The organism is Streptomyces sp. TLI_053 (assembly GCF_900105395.1).
Taxonomy (GTDB): Bacteria; Actinomycetota; Actinomycetes; order Streptomycetales; family Streptomycetaceae; genus Kitasatospora.
Window position 1 is genome coordinate 714579 of sequence record NZ_LT629775.1, and the last position, 21486, is coordinate 736064.

Consider the following 21486-nt stretch of genomic DNA (forward strand, 5'->3'; position numbering starts at 1 on the left):
GCCCGGCGGGGCCCGGGCGGCGCGGCGGCCGCTCACACCCCCTCCGCCAGCGCGCGCTGCACCAAGGGACCGATCCGGTCCAGGGCGGGAGGGTCCATCAGCTCGTCGTGGGAGACGTCGAGGACGTGCTCCACCAGCCGGCCGCGCAGGTACCCGGGCCAGACCAGGCCCGGGGCGTCCCCGGGGGCGGTGGTGCGGGCCGCGGTGACGAACAGGGCGTCACCCGTCCACTCCGGGGTGCGGCTTCGCGCCAGCAGCCGCACGCAGTGGAGGTTGGTGTCGACCACGGCCTCCAGCAGGTCGCGGTCGAAGCCGGCGAGGAGACCCCGGCTGTCGCGGACCGCGGCGATCGCCCGCTCCCGGTCGACGGCGCCCCCGGCTCCCTCCCCCTCGTCCCCGCCCGCCGGGGCGATCCCGGCGACACCGAGCAGGAAGCCGCTCTCCTCCTCGGCGAGGCGCTCGCGGAACGCCGGGTCGTCGGCGAACGCCCAGTCCTCGGTCTCCGGCGGGTAGGCGTCCAGCAGTCCGAGGAAGGCCACCTCCTCGCCGTCCCGCTGGAGCAGCGCGGCCATGGTGTGCGCGACCGTGCCGCCGAAGGAGTAGCCCAGCAGGTGGTACGGGCCGTGCGGGCGGACCGCGCGCAGCTCGGCGAGGTAGAGCTCGGCGAGCCCGCGGACGTCGTCGACGTCCGGGAGTTCGCCCCGCAGACCGGGCGACTGGAGGCCGTAGAGCGGGCGCTCCGGGTCGAGGTGGCGCAGCAGCCCGGCGTACTGCCAGCTGAAGCCCGAGGCCGGGTGGACGCAGAACAGCGGTGGCAGCGATCCCCGTTCGCGCAGCGGCAGCAGGGTGCGCAGCGCGTCGGCGCGGGCGTCGGTGCCGATCCGGGCGGCGGCCTCGGCCACGGTCGGCGCCGTCATCAGGGTCGCCACCTGGACCGGGGTGTTGAGTTCGGCGCGGATCCGGCCGGCCAGGCGCATGGCGAGCAGGGAGTGGCCGCCGAGTTCGAAGAAGTTGTCGTCGACGCCGACGGCGGGCAGGCCCAGCACCTCGGCGAAGAGCCGGCAGAGCAGTTCCTCGCGGGTGTCGGCGGGCGGGCGCCCGGCCGGGCCGGCGGCGGGCGGGGCGGGCAGCGCCGCCCGGTCGAGCTTGCCGTTGACGGTGAGCGGCAGCGCGGGGAGGGTGACGAAGGCGGCCGGCACCAGGTACTCGGGCAGAGTGGCGGCGAGCCCGGCGCGCAGTTCGGCCGGCCCGGCCGGGTGCCCGGGCACGGGCACCGTGTAGGCGACGAGGCGGTGCCCGGCCGGGCCGGGCCGGGCGACGACGGCGGCGGCGGCCACCGCGTCCAGGGCCAGCAGCGCCGACTCGACCTCGCCCGGCTCGACCCGGAAGCCGCGGATCTTCACCTGCTGGTCGGTGCGGCCGAGGTAGTCGATCGGGCCGTCCGGGCGGCGGCGCACCAGGTCCCCGGTGCGGTACATCCGGCCGCCGGGCGGGCCGTACGGGTCGGCGACGAAGCGGGCGGCGGTCGGTCCGGGTCGGTCGTGGTAGCCGCGGGCCAGGCCGTCGCCGGACAGGTACAGCTCGCCGGGGGTCCCGTCCGGCACCGGGCGCAGCGCGTGGTCGAGCACCAGGGCGCGGGTGTTCATGATCGGGCGTCCGACGGTGGCGGTGCGGCTCTCGTCCACACCGCTGCCGAGTGCGTTGATGGTGTACTCGGTCGGGCCGTAGAGGTTGTAGCCGGTGGTGCCGTCGGTCCGGGCCAGCAGCTGCCAGAGCGACTCGGGGACGGCCTCGCCGCCGAGCAGCACCAGCAGCGGCCGGTGCCGGCCGGGGTCGAGCAGTCCGGCCTCGACCAGCTGCTGGGCGTAGGAGGGCGTGACGTTGAGGACGTCGATCCGCTCGCGCCGGTAGTGCTCGACCAGGGCCTGCGGGTCGAGCCGGAGCCGCTCGTCGATCACGTGCACCTCGTGCCCGTCGACCAGCCAGAACAGCTCCTCCCAGGACATGTCGAAGGCGAAGGAGACGGTGTGCGCGATGCGCAGCCGGCGGCCGTCGGCGCGTTCCTCGACCGGGGCGAAGATCCTGGCCCGGTGGTTGACCAGCATGGTGGTCAGGCCGCGGTGCGGGACGACGACGCCCTTGGGGCGGCCGGTGGAGCCGGAGGTGTGGATGACGTACGCCGGGTGGTCGAGGTGCCGGGGGCCGGGCAGGTCGGCGGCGGTGACCGGGGCCGGGTCGGCGGGGCCGGGCGGACCGGCCGGGTCGTCCAGCAGCAGCCGGTGGGTGCCGGGGTCCTCCGGCAGCCGGTCCGCGACGGCGGCGACGGTGACCAGGCAGCACGGGCGGACGTCCTCGACCATCGCGGCCAGCCGCTCGTCCGGGTGGTCGAGGTCCAGCGGCAGGTAGGCGGCGCCGCTGCGCAGCACGGCGAACAGCGCGGCGACGTAGTCGGCCGACCGCGGCAGGGCGAGCGCGACCACGGCCTCGGGTCCGGCGCCGCGGGCGAGCAGGGCCCGGGCGAGCCGGTCGGCGCGGCGGTCGAGTTCGGCGTAGCTCAACCGCTCGCCGCCGCAGACCAGGGCGGTGGCGTCGGGAGTGCGGGCGGCCCGCTCGGCGAGCAGCCGGTCGACGGTGGTGGCGGGGACGGGGTGGCCGGTGTCGTCGCCGAGGGCGAGCAGCCGGGCCCGCTCCCCGGGCGGGGTGAGGGCGAGGCGGCCGACCGGGCGGGCGGCGGCGTCCGGCAGGGCGCGCACCAGGGCTTCGAGCCGGTCGGCGACGGCCGCGGCGGTGGCGTCGTCGATCAGGTCGGGGCGGTGGGCGAGGCTGAGTTCGACGGCGCGGTCGGGCGTGACGGCGAGGGTCAGCGGGTAGTGGGTGCCGTCGACGCTGTGGGTCCAGCCGATGGCGTGCCGGGCGACGGCCGCCTCGCGGGCGGCGTCGTCGAGCGGGGTGTTGCGGAAGACGTAGAGGGTGTCGAAGAGCCGGCCGAAGCCGCTGAGCCGCTGGACGCTGCCGAGTCCGGCCTGGTGGTGCGGGAGCATCGCCGCGTGCTCGCGCTGGGTGCGGACCAGGAAGTCGCGGACCGGTTCGCCCGGCCGGACGGTGACCCGGAACGGCAGGGTGTTCATGAACATCCCGATCATCGTGTCCGCGGCGGGGAGCTCCGGCGGCCGGCCGGAGACGGTGGCGCCGAAGACCACGTCGTCCGATCCGGTGAGGCCCGCCAGGGTGAGCGCCCAGGCGGCGCTGAGCACCGTGTTGAGGGTGACGCCGCAGGAGCGGGCGAAGGCGCGCAGGGCGTCGGCGGCCGGTTCGTCCAGCAGGACGGTGCGGACCCGCGCGATCACGGGCTGCCGGGCCGGGTCCTCGGGGGCGACCAGGGTGGCCGCGGGCAGGCCGGCCAGGTGGTCGCGCCAGGCCTCGGCCGACGCCGCGCGGTCGGTGGCGGCGAGGTGCTGGAGGAACTCCCGGTAGGGGGTGGCGGGCGGCAGCGCGTCCTCGTCGCCGCCGTGCTGGTAGAGCGCGAACAGCTCCTCGAAGAACAGCGACTCCGACCAGCCGTCGGTGAGGATGTGGTGCTGCGTCACGCAGAGCACGTACCGCTGGGGGCCGAACCGGAACAGGGTGACCCGCAGCAGCGGCGGGTCGGCCAGGTCGAACCGGGTGGCGGCGTCGGCGTGCGAGAACTCCTCCAGGGCGCGGTCCTGGGCGGCCCGGTCGAGGTGGGCGAGGTCGACCTCGTGCCAGGGCAGCGACCAGCGGCCGGGGACCACCTGCACCGGCTCGTCCAGGCCCTCGTGCCGGAACCCGGCGCGCAGGTTGGGGTGGCGGCGCAGCAGGGCCTCGACGGCGGCCCGCAGCGCGGCGGCGTCGACCGGGTGCAGCAGCTCGACGAAGTTCTGCATCAGGTAGACGTCGAGGGCGCGGTCGTCGTAGACGGCGTGGAAGTACAGGCCCTCCTGGAGCGGGGAGAGCGGCAGGACGTCCGCGGCTCCGGGGCACTGCTCCTCGGCCCGGCGGCGGGTCTCCGCGGGCAGCAGGGCGGCCGCGGCGGCGGTCCGTCCGGGGGCGGGCGCGGTGGCGGCGCCGGCCAGCCGGGCGGGGGTGCGGTGCTCGAAGACGGCGCGCGGGGTGAGGACCAGTTGCTCCTTGCGGAGCCTGGAGACCAGCTGGATCGAGGTGATGGAGTCGCCGCCGAGGGCGAAGAAGTCGTCGTCCACGCCTGCCGCGGTGAGGCCGAGGAGGTCGGCGAAGGCCCGGCAGACCGCGTCCTCGGCGGGGGTGCGCGGGGGCGCGGACCGGGCGTCGCCGGTCAGCGCGGGCACGGGCAGCGCGGCCCGGTCGAGCTTGCCGTTGACGGTGAGCGGCAGCCGGTCGACGGTCACCAGGGCGGCGGGCACCAGGTGGTCGGGCAGCTTCCCGGCCAGGGCGCGGCGGGTGGCGGCCGGGTCGGCGGGGCCGGTGAGGTAGCCGACCAGGCGCCGGACGCCGGGGGTGTCCTCGCGGACCACGACCGCGGCGGTGGCGACGCCCGGCAGGGCGGTGAGGGCGGCCTCGATCTCACCGGGTTCGATCCGGTGGCCGCGGATCTTGACCTGCTCGTCGGCGCGGCCGAGGTACTCCAGGCGGCCGTCGGGCAGACGGCGCACCAGGTCGCCGGTGCGGTACATCCGGGTGCCGGGCGGGCCGCAGGGGTCGGCGAGGAAGCGCTCGGCGGTGAGTCCGGGGCGGCCCAGGTAGCCGCGGGCCAGGCCGGTGCCGGCGAGGTACAGCTCGCCGGGTGCCCCGTCGGGCGTCGGCCGCAGGGCGTGGTCGAGCACCAGGGCGGTGGTGCCGGACAGAGGGGCGCCGATCAGTGGCCCCGCGCTGTCGGCGAGGTCGGCGGCCAGGGCGTCGACGGTGAACTCGGTCGGGCCGTACAGGTTGACGGCGCGAAGGCCCTCGCAGGCCCGGACGGCGGCCCACTGGGCAGGCGGCACCGCCTCCCCGCCGAGCAGCAGCAGCGCGGGGCGGTGTTCGCCGTCGGCGAGCAGGCCCCACTCGAGCAGTTGCCGGGCCTGGGTGGGGGTGACGTCGAGGGTGTCGATGCGGTGGCGGCGCACGTAGTCGACGGCGAACTCGGGGTCGCGGCGCTCGTGTTCGTCCAGCAGGTGCATTTCGTGGCCGGCGAGCAGCCAGAACAGCTGCTCCCAGGCGGTGTCGAAGGAGAACGAGGCGGTGTGCAGGGCCCGGACCCGGCGGCCGGCGGTGCGTGCGGCGGGGTCGATCAGGGCGGCGCGGTGGTGGGCGAAGAGGTTGGCGAGGCCGCGGTGGGTGAGGACGACGCCCTTGGGGCGGCCGGTGGACCCGGAGGTGTGGATGACGTAGGCGGGGTGCTCGGGGCCGGGCCGCCGGACCGCCGGTGCGCCCTCGACGCCGTCACCGTCGCCGACGTCGGCCTTGCCCGTGACGGCCTTGCCCGTGACGGCCTTGCCCGTGACGGCCTTGCCCGTGACGGCCTTGCCCGCGACGGTCTCGCCCTCGACGGTCCGGCCCGAGGGGTCGAGCAGCAGCGGGGCGGCCGCGGCCGCGGGAAGCCGGGCGGCCGCGGCGGCGGTGGTGACCACGCACGCGGGCCGGACGTCCTCGAGCATCGCGGCGAGCCGCTCGTCGGGGTGGTCGAGGTCCAGCGGCAGATAGGCGGCACCGGCCCGCAGCACGCCGAGCAGCGCCACGACCGCGGCCTCGGTGCGCGGCAGGGCGAGGGCGACGACCGCTTCGGGCCCGATCCCGCGGGCCGCCAGCCGCCGGGCGAGGGCGGCCGAGCGGCGCTCCAGCTCGGCGGAGGAGGTCCGGCGGCCGCCGCAGACCAGGGCGGTGGCCCCGGGCGCGGTGGCGGCGTGGGCCGTGAACCGGTCGGTGACGGGGCCCTCGTACGGGGCCGGAGCGGGGCCCCGGCCCCGGGCCGCCGCGCGGGCGTGCTCGGCGGCGGTCACCGTGCGCAGGGCGCCGACCGGCCGGTCGGGGCCGGCGGTGACCTGGGCCAGCAGCTCGGCCAGCCGTTCGCCGATCAGCTCCACCCGGTCCGCCGTGAACAGGTCCGGCCGGTACTCGAGTTCCAGCACGGCGGCGCGCTCCAGCGTCACCGCGAGGGTGAGCGGGTAGTGGGTGGCGTCGCGGGCGGTCACACCGGTGACCGTCGCGCCGCCGGCCAGGGCGGGCCGGGCGGACGGGTCCACCGGGTAGTTCTCGATCACCAGCAGGGTGTCGAAGAGCTCGCCGCCGCCGGCCTGCTTCTGGATCGCCTGGAGCCCCAGGTGCTGGTGGGCCAGCAGGCCGTTCTGCTCGGCGCGGAAGCGGCGGACCAGCTCCGCGAACGACTCCTGCGGACGGCTGTCGACCCGGACCGGCACGGTGGTGATGAACAGTCCGATCATCGTGTCCGCGCCGGGCAGGTCCTCGGGCCGGCCGGAGACGGTGAGACCGAAGACGGTGTCCCGGCGCCCGGTCAGCGAACCGAGCAGCAGGCCCCAGGCGCACTGCAGCACGGTGCTGGGGGTGGTGCCGAGCCGGCGGGCGGTGGCGTGCAGGGCGGCGGTGGCCTCCTCGCCCAGCCGGACGGCGTGCCGGGCCGGGCGCACCGGCCGCCGGGCCGGGTCCGGGGCGGCGAGCAGGGTGGGGCCGTCGGTGCCGGCCAGCGCGGTGCGCCAGGCGGCCTCGGCGGCGGCCCGGTCCCGGCCGGCGAGCCGACGCAGGTGGTCCCGGTAGGGGCGGACGTCGGGCAGGCCCCGCGGGTCGCCGTCCCGGTCGTACAGCGCCAGCAGCTCGCGCACCAGCAGCGGCATCGACCAGCCGTCGACCAGGATGTGGTGCACGGTCACCACGAGCCGGTGCTCGCGGTCGGTCAGCCGGGCCAGTGCCAGCCGCAGCAGCGGCGGGCGGTGCAGCACGAACCGCTCGGCCAGCTCGGCCCGTTCGAGGCCGCGCAGGGCGGCGCCGGTGGGGTCGGCGGCGTGGGCGGCCCGCAGGTCGTGCGGGCGGACGGCGAGATCCACCTCGGCGGGGACGAACTGGACGGGCTGCGGCATGTTCTCGTACCAGAAGCCGGCCCGCAGGTTGGCGTGGCGGCCCAGCAGGGCCCGGGCGGCGGCGGTGAGCCGGTCCGGGTCGACCGGCCCGTCGAGGGCGACGGTCAGCTGGACGGTGTAGACGTCCGGGGCCCGCTCGTCGTAGGAGGACAGGAACAGCATGCCTTCCTGCAGGGGCGACAGCGGCAGCATGTCCTGGAGTCGGGCCTCGGTCATCGCTGGTCCTTCCACATCTGTTCGAGCAGGGTGATCTGGTCCTGACCGAGCGTGAGCAGGTCGAGGTCCGAGGGGGTGCGGCCGCCGGCCGAGGGGGTGGCGGCCCAGGCGGCGAGGCCGTCCAGGGCGGCGGTCCAGGCGTCGGCGAGGGCGCGGGCGCGTTCCGGCGGCAGGCTCCCGGCGGCGGTGATCCACCGTGCGGCGAGCCGCGGGCCGTCGGGGCCGGGGTCGATCCGGGCGACGATCTCCAGCGGGTGCGAGAGCGGGGTGCGCGGGTCGGCGCCGTCGTCCAGCGCGCCGGCCTCGGGGGCGGGGCCCCACGGGGTGCCGGGGGCGACGGTGCGTCGGCCGAGGTAGTTCCAGAGCACCTCGGGGCCGGCCGCGGGGTCGAAGCGGCGTGCGGTGGCGGGGTTGGCGTGCCGCAGCAGTCCGGCGCCGATGCCGCCGCCGGGAACGCGCCGCAGCTGTTCCTTGACCTCCTTGAGGGCCCGGCCGGCGTCCTCGCCGCCGGCCAGGGCCGCGGCCGCGTCGACCGCCCCGGGGTCGAGGCGGACCGGGTACAGGCTGGTGAGCCAGCCGACGGTGCGGGAGAGGTCGGCGCCGGGCAGCAGGTCCGCCTCCCTGCCGTGGCCCTCCAGCTCGACCGGCAGCCCGCCGTCCGCGGCGTCCGGTGCGAGGCTCGCGGCGGCCAGGGCGAGGGCGGTGAGCAGGACGTCGTTGACCGTGCCGTGCACGGCCGCGGGCACGGTGTCCAGCAGCGGCGCGGTGCGTTCCGCCGTCAGCGTGACGGTGAACGAGCGGGCGGTGCCGACGGTGTCCAGCCCGGCGTCCAGCGGCCGGGAGCCGAGCGGGCGGCGGGCGTCCCCGGCGCGTTGCCAGTGGTCGAGTTCGGCGGTCCGGCGGGGGCTGTGCGCCTCCGCGAGCAGGTGCGTGGTCCAGGTCCGCAGCGAGGTGGGGACGGGTGGCAGCAGGGGCGGGCGGCCGGCCGCGGCGTCCTGGCAGCCGGTGCGGAGGTCGTCGAGCAGGATGCCCCAGGAGACCTCGTCGACCGCGAGGTGGTGCACGGCGAGCAGCAGCCGCCCGGGGCGGTCGGGGCCGGGGTCGAAGTGGACGGCCGCCAGGAGCAGGCCCTCGGCGGGGAGCAGCCGGCCGACGGCCGCGGCGGACTCGGCGGCGAGCAGGTCGGGCGGCACGGCACCACCCGGGTCGTCGACGGGCAGGATCCGCAGCCGGTCGGCGGCGGTGACCGCGCCGGGAGCTAGCGCCTCGACCGCCCAGACGCCCGGCGCGGGCCGGTGCAGGCGCTGACGCAGCCCCAGGTGGTGGTCCAGCAGGGCCTGGAGGGCGGTGGTCAGGTGCTCGGGCCGCAGGCCCGGCGGCAGGGTCAGCAGCCGGGTCTGGGCGATCCGGTCGACGGGGCCGCCGCGGGCGGCCAGCCAGTGGGCGATCGGCGGGAGCGGGAGGGCGCCGGGGCCGTCGTCGGCGGGGGTGCGGCGGGCGGGGGCCTCGGCGGAGGCCGGGACGGCGGCTCCGGCCAGCCCGGCGGGGGTGGGTGCCTCGAACACCTGGCGGGCGGTCAGGGTGAGCCCGGCCCTCCTCGCCAGGGAGACCAGCCGGATCGCGACCAGACTGTCCCCGCCGAGTTCGAAGAAGTCGGCGCCCGGGTCGACCGCGGGCAGGCCGAGCGCCTCGGCCATCAGGGCGGCCAGCCGGGCGGCGGGATCGGTGCCCGGGCCGTCGACGCCCGGGGCGGCGGCGCCCGGGGCGGCGGTGTCGACCGGGGCCTCGGGGGCCGGCGGTGCGGGCAGGGCGCGCCGGTCGAGCTTGCCGTTGACCGACAGCGGCAGCGCGTCCAGCAGCAGGACCGGTGCCGGCACCATGTAGCCGGGCAACCGCTCGGCGGCGAGCCGGCGCAGCTCCCGCCGGTCCGGGGCGGCGCCCGGCCCCGGCACCGCGTAGCCGACCAGGAGGGTGCCGCCGTGCGCGCTGCGGTGCACGGCGGCGGCCGCCGCGGCGACCCCGGGCAGCGAGGCCAGGACCGCTTCCACCTCGCCCAGTTCGATCCGCAGGCCGCGGATCTTGACCTGGTCGTCGGCCCGCCCCCGGTAGTGCAGCCGACCGTCGGCGGTGCGCCGGGCGAGGTCGCCGGTGCGGTACATCCGGGTGCCGGGCGGGCCGTACGGGTCCGCCACGAAGCGCTCGGCGGTCAGGCCGGGACGGCCCAGGTAGCCCCGGGCGAGCTGCACCCCGGTCAGGTAGAGCTCGCCGGGGACGCCGGGCGGGACCGGCCGCAGCCGGGCGTCCAGCACCCGCACCCCGGTGTTGCGCACCGGCGCGCCGATCGGGACGCCCTCCGGAGCGGTGCCGTCGGGCCGGTAGTGCTCGGCGGTGACGTCGACGGCGGCCTCGGTGGGGCCGTAGAGGTTCTCCAGTGCCACTTCGCGGGGGCCGCAGGCGGTGCGGAAGCGTTCGGCCAGCTCGCCGCCCAGCGCCTCGCCGCTGCAGAACACCCGGCGCAGCGAGGGGAGTCCGGCGGGCGACCGCTCGGTCAGGAAGGCGGCCAGCATCGACGGCACGAAGTGGGCGACGCTCACCCGGTGACGGCGGACCAGCTCGGCGAGGTAGCCCGGGTCCCGGTGCCCGTCGGGCCGGGCGACGACCACGGGGACACCGGCGGCGAAGGGCCAGAAGAGCTCCCAGACCGAGACGTCGAAGCCGGCGGGGGTCTTGTGCAGCACCCGGTCGCCGGGGCCGAGCGGATAGTCGTCCTGCATCCAGCGCAGCCGGTTGACGACGGCCGCGTGGGTGATCTGGACGCCCTTGGGCAGCCCGGTCGAGCCGGAGGTGAAGATGACGTACGCGGGGTGGTCCGGGTGCAGCGGGGCGGTGCGCTCGGCGTCGGTGACGGGTCCGGCGGGGCGGGCCAGCAGCGCCTCCTCGGTGGCGGCGGTGCCCAGCAGCAGTGCCGGGGGCGCCCCGTCGGGCAGTCGGCCGGCCGACCCGGGCTCGGTGAGGACGCAGACCGGGCGGGCGGTGTCCAGCAGGTGGCGCAGGCGGGCGGGCGGGTGGTCGAGGTCCAGCGGCAGGTAGGCGCCGCCGGCCCGGACCACCGCGTGCACGGCGACGAGCAGGTCCGCGGAGCGCGGCAGGGCCACCGCGACCACGCTCTCCGGGCCCACCCCGCGCGCGATCAGCAGCCTGGCCAGCCGGTCGGCCCGGTCGTCGAACCGGGCCCGGGTGAGCACGGTGTCGTCGGTGAGGACCGCGGTGGCGGCACCCGGGTCGGCGGGCGCTCCGGCGGCCACCAGCGCGACCAGGTCGGCCGGGTCGCCGGGGGCGTCGGGCCGGTCGGTGGAGCGCGGACCGTACAGGGCGAGCGCGTGTTCCCCGGCGGCCATCGGGTCGAGTCCGGAGACCGGCCGGGACGGGTCGGCGACGACCTGCTCGGCGAGGCGGACCAGCCGGGCGGCGAGGGCCCGGGCGGTGTCCCCGTCGAAGCGGTCCAGGCTGTGGCGGATGCCGCCGTCCAGCCGTCCGCTGCCGTCCGGGGCCGGTCCGACGGCCACCTCCAGGTCGACCTTGGCCCCACCGGTGTCGACGAGTACCTCGCGGGCGGCGGCGCCGAACAGGGTGTCCGGCAGCGGGGCGGCCGAGTGGAAGGTCAGCATGGTCTGGAACAGCGGGTGCCGTCCGGCCGCGCGGGCCGGGGCGACGGCGCGGACGACCTGGTCGAACGGCAGGTCCGCGTGGTCGAAGGCGTCGAGGTCGGCGTCGCGCAGCCGTTCCAGCAGCGCGGCGAAGTCCGGGTCGCCGGACAGGTCCGCGCGCAGCACCACGGTGTTGAGGTGGTGGCCGACCTGTCCCTCCAGGGCGCTCTCGCCGCGGGCCGAGACGGGGGTGCCGACCACGACGTCCTCGCCGGCGCCGTGGCGGTGCAGCAGGACGGCGAGGAGGGCGTGCACCGCCGTGAAGACGGTCGCGCCGTGCTCGCGGGCGAGCGCGGTGAGCCCGGTGGCGAGCTCCGCGGACAGCTCGAAGCGGGCGACCGCCCCGCGGTGGGTCGGCCGTGCCGGGCGCGGCCGGTCGGCGGGAAGCGCCGATTCCTCGGGCAGACCGGCCAGCCGCTCGGTCCAGAAGGCGCGGTCCCGCTCCGCCGTTCCGGTCAGGACCTCGCCCTGCCAGCGGGCGAAGTCGGCGTACTGAACCGGAAGCGGGGCGAAGCGCGGGGCGCGGCCCGCCCGCCGCGCGGTGTGGGCGCGGTCGAGGTCGGCGAGCAGCGGTCCGGCCGACTCCTCGTCCGCGGCCAGGTGGTGCAGGGTCAGCAGCAGCACGTGGTCGTGCTCGGCGATCCGGACCAGGTGGGCCCGCACCGGCGGTGCGGACTCCAGGTCGAACGGCGGGGCGAGCAGCTCGCGCAGGGTGGCGTCGAGCCCGCCCGGGCCGACCGGCCGGACGACCAGCGGCACCCGCTGTCCACCGGGCTCCAGGACGTGCTGGTACGGCTCGCCGTCGTGCTCGCTGACCACGGTGCGCAGGCTCTCGTGCCGGTCGACCACGTCGCCGACCGCCTCGGCCAGCGCCCCGGGGTCCAGTGGCCCGGTCAGCCGGACGGCGACCGGCACGTGGTAGGCGGCGCCGGTGTCCTGGACCCGGTGGGCGAGCCACAGGCCGTGCTGGCCGGGAGCGAGGGGCACCCGTGCGGGCCGGGGCCCGGCCGCCAGGGCGGGGCGGGAGCGCCCGGCGCGGTCGGCGAGCCGGGCGGCCAGCGCGGCCGGGGTGCGGGCCTCGAAGACGTCGCGGACGGCGGCGTCGGTGCGCAGCGCGGTACGCAGCCGTCCGGCCAGCCGCGCCGCGAGCAGCGAGTGGCCGCCGAGCGCGAAGAAGTCGTCGTCGGGCCCGGCCTCCGCGAGGCCGAGGACCTGTGCGAAGGCGCCGCGGACCAGGTCCTCCCGGGCGCCGCGCGGCGGCCGGGCGGTGCCGGCGCCGAGGGCGGGGGCGCTCGGGGCGGGGAGGGCGGCCCGGTCGAGCTTGCCGGCGACCGTCGTCGGGAGCGCGGGCAGCACCACCAGCGCGGCGGGCACCAGGTACTCGGGCAGTTCCTCGGCGAGCGCGCGGCGCAGCTGCCCGGGGTCGGCGGTCCCGGTGACGTAGCCGACCAGGCGGGGGTGTCCGGGGGTGTCCTCGCGGACGAGGACGGCCGCGGCGGTGACCCCGTCCCGGCGCAGCAGCGCCGCCTCCACCTCGCCGGGCTCGATCCGGAATCCGCGCAGCTTGACCTGCTGGTCGCCGCGGCCGAGGTACTCGACCGGGCCGTCGGCACGACGGCGGACCAGGTCGCCGGTGCGGTACATCCGGGTGCCGGGCGGGCCGTACGGGTCGGCCACGAAGCGCTCGGCCGTCAGGCCCGGGCGGCCGAGGTAGCCGAGGGCCAGCTGGACCCCGGCGAGGTACAGCTCGCCGGGGACCCCCGGGGGCACCGGCCGCAGCCGGGTGTCGAGGACGTGGATCCGGGTGTTGTCGAGCGGTCCGCCGATGACCGGGGAGGCCGCGTCGGTGACGTCCGCGACCAGGGCGTCCACGGTGAACTCGGTAGGGCCGTAGTAGTTGACGGTCCGGACGCCGGAGTGCTCGCGCAGCCGGGTCCAGAGCGGCGGCGGCACGGCCTCGCCGCCGAGGAGCAGCACCGACGGCTGCCGGTCGCCGTCGAGCAGGCCGCTGTCCAGCAGTTGCAGCGCGTAGGAGGGGGTGACGTCGAGGGCGTCGATCCGGTGGTCCGCGCAGTACGCCACCACGGCGTCGGCGTCGCGGCGGTCGTGCTCGTCCAGCAGGTGCAGTTCGTGGCCGGCGACCATCCAGAGCAGCTGCTCCCAGGAGGAGTCGAAGGAGAAGGAGGCGGTGTGCAGGGCGCGGATCCGGCGGCCGAGGTGTTCGGCGGTCGGCCGGTAGAGCGTGCGGTCGTGGTCGTGGAACAGGTTGTCGAGCCCGCCGTGGGTGAGCACGACGCCCTTCGGGACGCCGGTGGAGCCGGAGGTGTGGATGACGTAGGCGGGGGCGGCCGGGTGCGGGACGGTCAGGACCGGGCGGGGACGGCCCGCGGCGAGCGCCCGGGCGGTGTCCGGGGCGTCGAGGGCGACGGCGGTGGTGCCGGGGGCAGCAGGGCGGCGGTCGCGGCGGTGCACAGGACGGCGGCCGGGCGGGCGTCGGCCAGCATCGCGGCGATCCGGGCCGGCGGCAGGTCGAGGTCGATCGGCAGGAAGGCACCGCCGGTACGCAGCACCGCCAGCAGTGCGGCGACCGCGTCGGCGGTCCGGGGCAGCAGCAGTGCGGTGACCGCGCCGGGGCCGCCGCCGCGGGTGAGCAGCAGCCGGGCGATCCGGTCGGCCCGGTCGTCCAGGGCGGCGAAGCCGGTCCGCTCGGTGCCCGCCACGACGGCGGGCTCGTCGGGGGTGGCGGCGACGCGGGCCGCGAACTCCTCGGTGACGGTGGTGGGCGGCCGCACCCGGGCGGTGTCGTGGGAGCGCTCCAGCTGCCGGGCCTCGGCGGTGGAGAGCAGGTCAAGCGCGCCGACCGGGAGGTCGGGGGCGGCGACCGCCCGGGCGACCAGCCGCACCAGCCGGTCGGCGAAGCCGCGGACGGTGGCCCGGTCGAACAGGTCGGTGGCGTAGCGGATGCCGCCGAGCAGGCCGGAGCCGTCCGGGGCGGGCCGCAGCACCACGTCGAGGTCGAACTTGGCGGACCCGGGGTCGACGGGCAGCTCGGAGGTGCTCAGGCCGAACAGTCGCCCGGTGTCGGGCCCGGCCTCCTCCAGGGCGACCATGGTCTGGAAGAGCGGCTGGCGGCCGAGCAGCCGCTCCGGGTTGAGCTCCTCCACCAGCCGTTCGAAGGGGAGGTCGGCGTGGTCGAGGGCGGCCAGGTCGGTGGCGCGCACGCGGTCCAGCAGCTCGGCGAACGTCGGGTCGCCGGACAGGTCGGCGCGCAGCACCAGGGTGTTGACGAAGAAACCGACCAGTCCGTCCAGCGCGGGCTCCCCGCCCCGGCCGGCGACCGGCGTGCCCAGCGGCACGTCCTCGCCCGCGCCCAGCCGGTGCAGCAGCGCCGCCACCGCCGCGTGCACGGCCATGAACGGCGTGGCCCCGCGGTCGGCGGCGAGCCGGAACAGTGCCCCGGCCTCGGGCGCGGGTACCCGGAACTCGACGGTGTCGCCGTGTCCGCCGGGGACGGCGGGGCGGGGGCGGTCGGTGGGCAGCGCGATCTCCTCGGGCAGCCCGGCCAGCGCGCCGCGCCAGTACGCCAGCGCGGCCGAGGTGTCCAGCCGCTCCTGCCAGAGCGCGAAGTCCGCGTACTGGACCGGGAGTTCACTGGCGATCGGGGCCTTCCCGGCCAGCCGCGCGGCGTAGCAGGACTGCAGGTCGGCGACCAGCGGGGCGCGCGAGGCCTCGTCCCCCGCGATGTGGTGCAGGGCGAGCACGAGCGCCTGGTCACCGTCCGCGGCGCGCAGCAGGGTCACCCGCAGCGGCGGCTCGGCGGTAAGGTCGAAGGGGCGGGCGGCGGCGGCCCGGGCGGTGTCCGCGAGGGCCGCCGCGGAGGGCACGTCGCGGACCACGAGCGGCGCCGCGGCGGCGGCCTCGGCCGGGGTCAGCACCCGCTGGTACGGGACGCCGCCGTCCTCGCCGAACACGGTGCGCAGGCTTTCGTGGCGGGCCGTCACGTCCTGCACGGCGAGCGCGAGCGCGGCGGCGTCGAGGCCGCCGTGCGCGGCGTGGACGCGCAGCGCGAACGGCAGCAGGTAGGTGGGCCCCGGACCCTCCAGCTGCTCCAGGAACCACAGCCTGCGCTGGTTGGCGGAGAGCGGCAGCGGTTCCGGGCGCGGGCCCGCGGTGAGGGCCGGCCGTTCGGTGACCGCGCGGTCCGCCAGCCGGGCGGCCAGCGCGGCCGGCGTCGGCGCCTCGAACACGTCGCGGACCGTGACGGCGACGGTGAGCACCGTCCGCAGGCGTCCGGCGGCGCGGGCGGCGAGCAGGGAGTGGCCGCCCAGCTCGAAGAAGCCGTCCTCCGCGCCGACGTCCGCCAGGCCCAGCACCTCCCCGAACACCGCGCACACCGCCCGCTCCCCCGCCGTCCCCGGCCTCCGGCCACCGGCCGAGGCCCGGTCCGGGGCGGGCAGCGCCCGGCGGTCCGTCTTGCCGTTCGCCGTCAACGGCAGCGCCTCCAGAGCCACCACCGCGCTCGGCACCATGTACTCCGGAAGAACCGCACCGACCGCGCGCCGCAGTTCCTCGGCGTCCGGCAGCTCCTGGCCGGCGGCCGGGGTCGCATAACCGACCAGCCGACCGCCCGGCACGTCCGCCAGCACCACCGCGACCGCCCGGCCCACACCGGGGACGGCGGACAGTGCCGACTCCACCTCCCCCAGCTCGATCCGGAACCCCCGCAGCTTCACCTGCTCGTCCACCCGGCCGACGAACCGCAGCGTGCCGTCGGCGGCCCGGCGCACCACGTCCCCCGTCCGGTACATCCGGGTGCCGGGCGGGCCGTAGGGGTCGGCGACGAAGCGTTCGGCGGTCAGCTCCGGCCGGTTGAGGTACCCCTGTGCCAACTGGACGCCCGCGAGGTAGAGCTCGCCGGGGACGCCGACCGGGACCGGTCGCAGCCCGGCGTCCAGGACGTGCGCGCGGGTGCCGGCCAGCGGGCGGCCGATCGAGGGTGTGCCGCGGTGGCCGGCGGACAGCTCGGCGGCCGTGGCCCAGACGGTCACCTCGGTCGGGCCGTAGACATTGCTCACCCACCCGCAGAGCCGGACCATCCGCTCCGCCAGCCCGCCCGACAACGCCTCGCCACCGACCAGGGCATGCACCCCCGACCAGACCGGGGCACTGACGGGCTCGGCGAGCAGTTCCTCCCACAGGCTCGGCGTCGCCTGGACGACCGCCGGACGGGTCCGGGCCACGAGCGCGGTCAGCGCCTCCGGATCACGCACGGTGTCCCGGTCCGCCAGCACCACCGTCGCACCCGCCACCAGCGGCCCGAACAGCTCCAGCCCCGCGATGTCGAAGGACACCGTCGTCACCGCCACCCACGCGTCCCCCGGCCCGAGCGCCAACCGCTCACCCATCACCGCGAGGAACGCCCCCAACGCACCGTGCGGCACCACCACACCCTTCGGCCGACCCGTCGACCCCGACGTGTGGATCACATATGCGGCCGCCTCCGGATCGGCAGCGGGAGCGGTGAACGGCTCGGCGCGACCGAGTTCGGCGATCACCTCCGGGTCGTCCAGCAGCAGCACCGGAACCCCCTCCGGCACCGAACCCACCGTCTCCCCCACCGCCACCACACACACCGGCGACACATCCCCCAACATCAACCCCAACCGCTCCACCGGAAAACCGGGATCCAACGGCACATACCCCGCCCCCGACCGCAACACCGCCAACAACCCCACCACCAGATCCACCGACCGCGGCAACAACACCCCCACCCACCGCCCGGACCCCGCCCCCAACCCCACCAACACCGACGCCAACCGACCCGACCGCACCCCCAACTCCCCGAACGAAAGCTCCACTTCACCCGAACGCACCGCCACCCCACCCGGCACCGAACCCACCCACACATCCACCCCACCCACCACCGAACCCCCACCCGACAACACCGCCACCGGGGACTCGTCGGCGTACGCGGCACGGTCGGACGGCAGCAGGACGTCCAGGTCCCCGATCCGGGCCGCCGGGTCGGCCGTCACCTGGGCCAGCAGCCGCAGCAGCCGGTCGGCCAGGGCCTCGGCGGTGCTCCGGTCGAACAGGTCCGCCGAGAAGAACAGCCGCAGGTCGAGGTCGTCCCGGTGGGCCGTGTCCGCGAAGGTGAACTCCAGGTCGAAGCGGGCGGTGCCGGGGTCGACCTGCTCCGTCCGGGCCTGGAGGCCGAAGAGTTCGGAGGTGTCGAGGGTGACGGTGCTGTGCGAGACGAGGGTCTGGAACAGCGGGTGGCGGCCGAGTGCCCGGGCCGGGTTGACGGCCTCGACGACCCGGGCGAAGGGGAGGTCGGCGTGGTCGAGGGCGGCCAGGTCGGCGGCGCGCACGCGGTCCAGCAGCTCGGCGAACGTCGGATCGCCGGACAGGTCGGCGCGCAGCACCAGGGTGTTGACGAAGAAACCGACCAGTCCGTCCAGCGCCGCCTCCCCGCCGCGGCCGGCGACCGGCGTGCCCAGCGGCACGTCCTCGCCCGCGCCCAGCCGGTGCAGCAGCGCCGCCACCGCCGCGTGGGCCACCATGAAGACGCTGCTGCGGCTGGAGCGGGCCAGCTCGAGCATCCCGGCCGACAGTTCCCCGGGCAGCCGACGGGTCACCAGGCCGCCGTGTCCGCCGGGGACGGCGGGGCGGGGGCGGTCGGTGGGCAGCGCGATCTCCTCGGGCAGCCCGGCCAGCGCGCCGCGCCAGTACGCCAGCGCGGCCGAGGTGTCCAGCCGCTCCTGCCAGAGCGCGAAGTCCGCGTACTGGACCGGGAGTCCGGCCGGCTCCGGGACCTCTCCGGCGAGCCGGGCGGCGTAGCAGGCCTGGAGGTCGGCGAGCAGCGGCCCGCGGGAGGCCTCGTCGCCCGCGATGTGGTGCAGGGCGAGCACGAGCGCCTGCTCACCCTCGGCGGCGCGCAGCAGGGTGACTTGCAGCGGCGGCTCGGCGGTCACGTCGAAGGGGTGGGCCAGTGCCTCGGCCACCGCCGCGTCCAGCCGTTCGGCGGGCACGTCGCGGACCACCAGCGGGGCCGCGGCGGCGGCCTCGGCCGGGGTCAGCACCCGCTGGTACGGGAGGCCCTCGTCGGCGCCGAACACGGTGCGCAGGCTCTCGTGCCGCGCCAGCACGTCACCGACGGCCAGGGCCAGCGCGGCGGTGTCGGGAGCGGCGGTGAGCCGGGCGACGAAGGGGATCGTGTAGGTCGCGCTCGGTCCCTCGACCTGGTACTGGAACCACAGGCCGCGCTGGTTGGCGGAGAGCGGCAGCGGTTCGGGGCGCGGGCCCGCGGTGAGGGCCGGCCGTTCGGTGACCGCGCGGTCCGCCAGCCGGGCGGCCAGCGCGGCCGGCGTCGGCGCCTCGAACACGTCCCGAATGGCCACGTCGACACCCAGCCGCCCGCGCAGGCGTCCGGCGGCGCGGGCGGCGAGCAGGGAGTGGCCGCCCAGCTCGAAGAAGCCGTCCTCCGCCCCGACGTCCGCCAGGCCCAGCACCTCCCCGAACACCGTGCACACCGCCCGCTCCGCCGCCGTCCCCGGCCTCCGGCCACCGGCCGAGGCCCGGTCCGGGGCGGGCAGCGCCCGGCGGTCCGTCTTGCCGTTCGCCGTCAACGGCAGCGCCTCCAGAGCCACCACCGCACTCGGCACCATGTACTCCGGAAGAACCTCGCCCACCGCACTCCGCACCACCTCTCCTTCGGGCAGACCCCGGCCGGCCGCCGGGGTCACGTAGCCCACCAGCCGGCCACCGGGCACGTCCGCCAGGACCACCGCGACGGCCCGGCCCACGCCGGGGACGGCGGACAGCGCGGACTCCACCTCCCCCAGCTCGATCCGGAACCCCCGCAGCTTCACCTGCTCGTCCACCCGGCCCAGGAACTCCAGGCCCCCGTCGGCGGCCCGGCGCACCACGTCCCCCGTCCGGTACATCCGGGCACCGGGTCCGTCGAACGGCGAGGCCACGAAGCGGCCCGCCGTCTGGCCGGGGCGGTTCAGGTAGCCGTGCGCCAACTGGACGCCCGAAAGGTAGAGTTCACCGGCGATTCCGACGGGCACCGGCTGCAGCGCGGGGTCCAGGACCAGGGCCCGCACCCCGGGCAGCGGGGCGCCGATGCCGGGGGTGCCGCGGTGGCCGGCGGACAGTTCGGCCACCGTGGCCCAGACGGTCACCTCGGTCGGGCCGTAGACATTGCTCACCCGCCCGCAGAGCCGCGCCATCCGCTCCGCCAGCCCGCCCGACAGGGCCTCGCCACCGACCAGGGCATGCACTCCCGACCAGACCGGGGCACTGACGGGCTCGGCGAGCAGTTCCTCCCACAGGCTCGGCGTCGCCTGGACGACCGCCGGACGGGTCCGGGCCACCAGCGCGGTCAGCGCCTGCGGATCACGCACCGTGTCCCGGTCCGCCAGGACCACCGTCGCGCCCGACACCAGAGGACCGAACAACTCCAGCCCCGCGATGTCGAACGACACCGTCGTCACCGCCACCCACGCATCCCCCGGCCCCAACCCGAGCCGCTGACCCATCACCGCGAGGAACGCCCCCAACGCACCGTGCGACACCACCACACCCTTCGGCCGACCCGTCGACCCCGACGTGTGGATCACATAGGCGGCCGACGCCTCGTCGTACTCGCGCTCCTCCAAGGGCTCGGCCTCCGCCACCCGGGCCACCGTCTCCGGGTCGTCCAGCCGCAGCACCGGAACCCCCTCCGGCACCACCCCCACCGTCTCCCCTACCGCCACCACACACACCGGCACCGCATCCCCCAACATCAACCCCAACCGCTCCACCGGAAAACCGGGATCCAACGGCACATACCCAGCCCCCGACCGCAACACCGCCAACAACCCCACCACCAGATCCACCGACCGGGGCAACAACACCCCCACCCACCGCCCAGGACCCGCACCCAACCCCACCAACACCGACGCCAACCGCCCCGACCGATCCCCCAACTCCCCGAACGACAACTCCACTCCACCCGACCGCACCGCCACCCCACCCGGCACCGAACCCACCCACCGATCCACCCCACCCACCACAGAACCCCAACCCGGCAACACCGCGACAGGGTCCGGGCCGAGGGTCTCCAGCAGACCGTCCGCGGTGAGCAGCGGGAGCCGCCCGACCGGCAGCTCCGGCCGGACGCCGCCCGCCAGGGCGCCCAGCAGGGTGTGGAACTCCTGCCCGCGGGAGATCAGTTGCTCCATCGTGTAGGCACACGGGTTGCCGTCCAGCTCGAACCGCAGCCGGCTGCCGCCGTCCAGGTACACGGAGAGCGTGAGGTCCTCCACCGGCCCGGCCGCGAGGTTGCGCGGGGTGCCGAAGGAGCCGTCGAAGTCGAAGTGGTAGTCGAAGGCCTTGATGTTCACCATCGGCCCGAACACCGCGTGCCGGCGCCCCGACGGGTCGAGTTCGCGCCGGATCCCCTCGGCGCGGTGGCGCTGGTGACGGCGCAGGTCGCGTCCCGCGTGCACGACCCGTCCGACCAGCTCGCCGAAGGCCGTACCGGGGGCGACGGCCACCCGCAGCGGCAGCACGTTCACCTTCATGGCGGGCACGGCGAGGGCCACCGAACCCAGCCTGGTCATCGCCGGGACGGCCAGCAGGACGTCACGCGCGCCGGTCGTCCGGTGGAGGTAGCCGGCGAAGGCCGCGAGGGCGACATCCGCCCAGGTGGCGCGGAGCTCGTGGGCGAGGGCGAGGAGGGCGGCGGTCTGCGGCTCGGTGAGCGAGGCGCCGGTGCGCAGGAACTCCGCGGCGGCCGGGTGGCCGGCGCCGGCCACCGGGACGGGCTCCGGACAGCCGGCCAGCTGCCCGGTCCAGTAGGCGCGGTCGGCCGCGGAGCGCTCGGACTCCCGGTACTCGGCCTCCTCGGCGAGCAGGTCGGCGAGCCGTACGCCGGGCGCGGCGGGCGGCTCCTCGCCGCGGGCCGAGGCCGTGTACAGCTCGGCCGTACGGCGCGTCAGCAGGGTCATCGCGTAGGCGTCCAGCGCGATGTGGTGGACGCGCTGGTACCACAGGACGCGGTCCTCCCCGAGGGTGAGCAGCGCGAAGCCGAAGAGCCGGTCGGCGGCCGGGTCGACCGGCCGGGCGAGGTCGGCGCGCATCAGGGCCAGCGCGGCGGCCCGCGGGTCGGCTTCGCCGCTCAGGTCGGTCCGCGGCAGCACCCAGCCGGCCGGGGCCGCGGGTTCCTGGTACGGAGTGCCGTCCTCCTCGCCGAACCGCATGCCGAGCGCCTCGGTCTCGTCCACGGCGTGTCGCAGCGCCGCTTCCAGCAGGTCCTGGTCGACCGGTCCGTTGATCTCGACGTACTGCCCGACGTTGTAGGCGGTGCTGCCGGGTTCGAGTCGCTGGCCGTACCAGACACCGGACTGGGCATCGGTCAGCGGCAGGCGGCTCTGCGGACGGTCGTTCATGACGGGGATCTCTCCTGGATCTGGTGCGAGCGGGGGGCGGACGGCCCGGCCGGGGAA

At 76.9% G+C, this 21486-nt stretch carries 3 protein-coding genes; all 3 read right to left on the reverse strand.

Features of this window, described 5'->3' with window-relative positions:
* Positions 1 to 32: 32 nt before the first annotated feature.
* From BLU95_RS02640 to BLU95_RS44920, 3 genes are read right to left on the reverse strand one after another with little or no spacing between them, the layout of a single operon-like run.
* Positions 33 to 7283, reverse strand: coding sequence for a non-ribosomal peptide synthetase (locus BLU95_RS02640; protein WP_093858489.1), 7251 nt, complete (start codon positions 7281 to 7283; stop codon positions 33 to 35).
* Complete coding sequence (locus BLU95_RS02645; protein WP_093858490.1) at positions 7280 to 13462, reverse strand: non-ribosomal peptide synthetase; 6183 nt, start codon at positions 13460 to 13462, stop codon at positions 7280 to 7282. Before BLU95_RS02645 ends, BLU95_RS02640 begins: the two co-directional genes overlap by 4 nt.
* Positions 13354 to 21429 carry a non-ribosomal peptide synthetase gene (locus tag BLU95_RS44920; RefSeq protein WP_093858491.1) on the reverse strand — a complete coding sequence of 2692 codons (8076 nt, stop codon included), beginning with the start codon at positions 21427 to 21429 and terminating at the stop codon, positions 13354 to 13356. Before BLU95_RS44920 ends, BLU95_RS02645 begins: the two co-directional genes overlap by 109 nt.
* Between the last annotated feature and the right edge of the window lie 57 nt (positions 21430 to 21486).

What these genes read in the sequence shown, in the direction of transcription:
- BLU95_RS02640 (WP_093858489.1), bottom strand. Translation starts at nt 7,283, where the DNA reads ATGACCGAGGCCCGACTCCAGGACATGCTGCCGCTGTCGCCCCTGCAG.
- BLU95_RS44920 (WP_093858491.1), bottom strand. Translation starts at nt 21,429, where the DNA reads ATGAACGACCGTCCGCAGAGCCGCCTGCCGCTGACCGATGCCCAGTCC.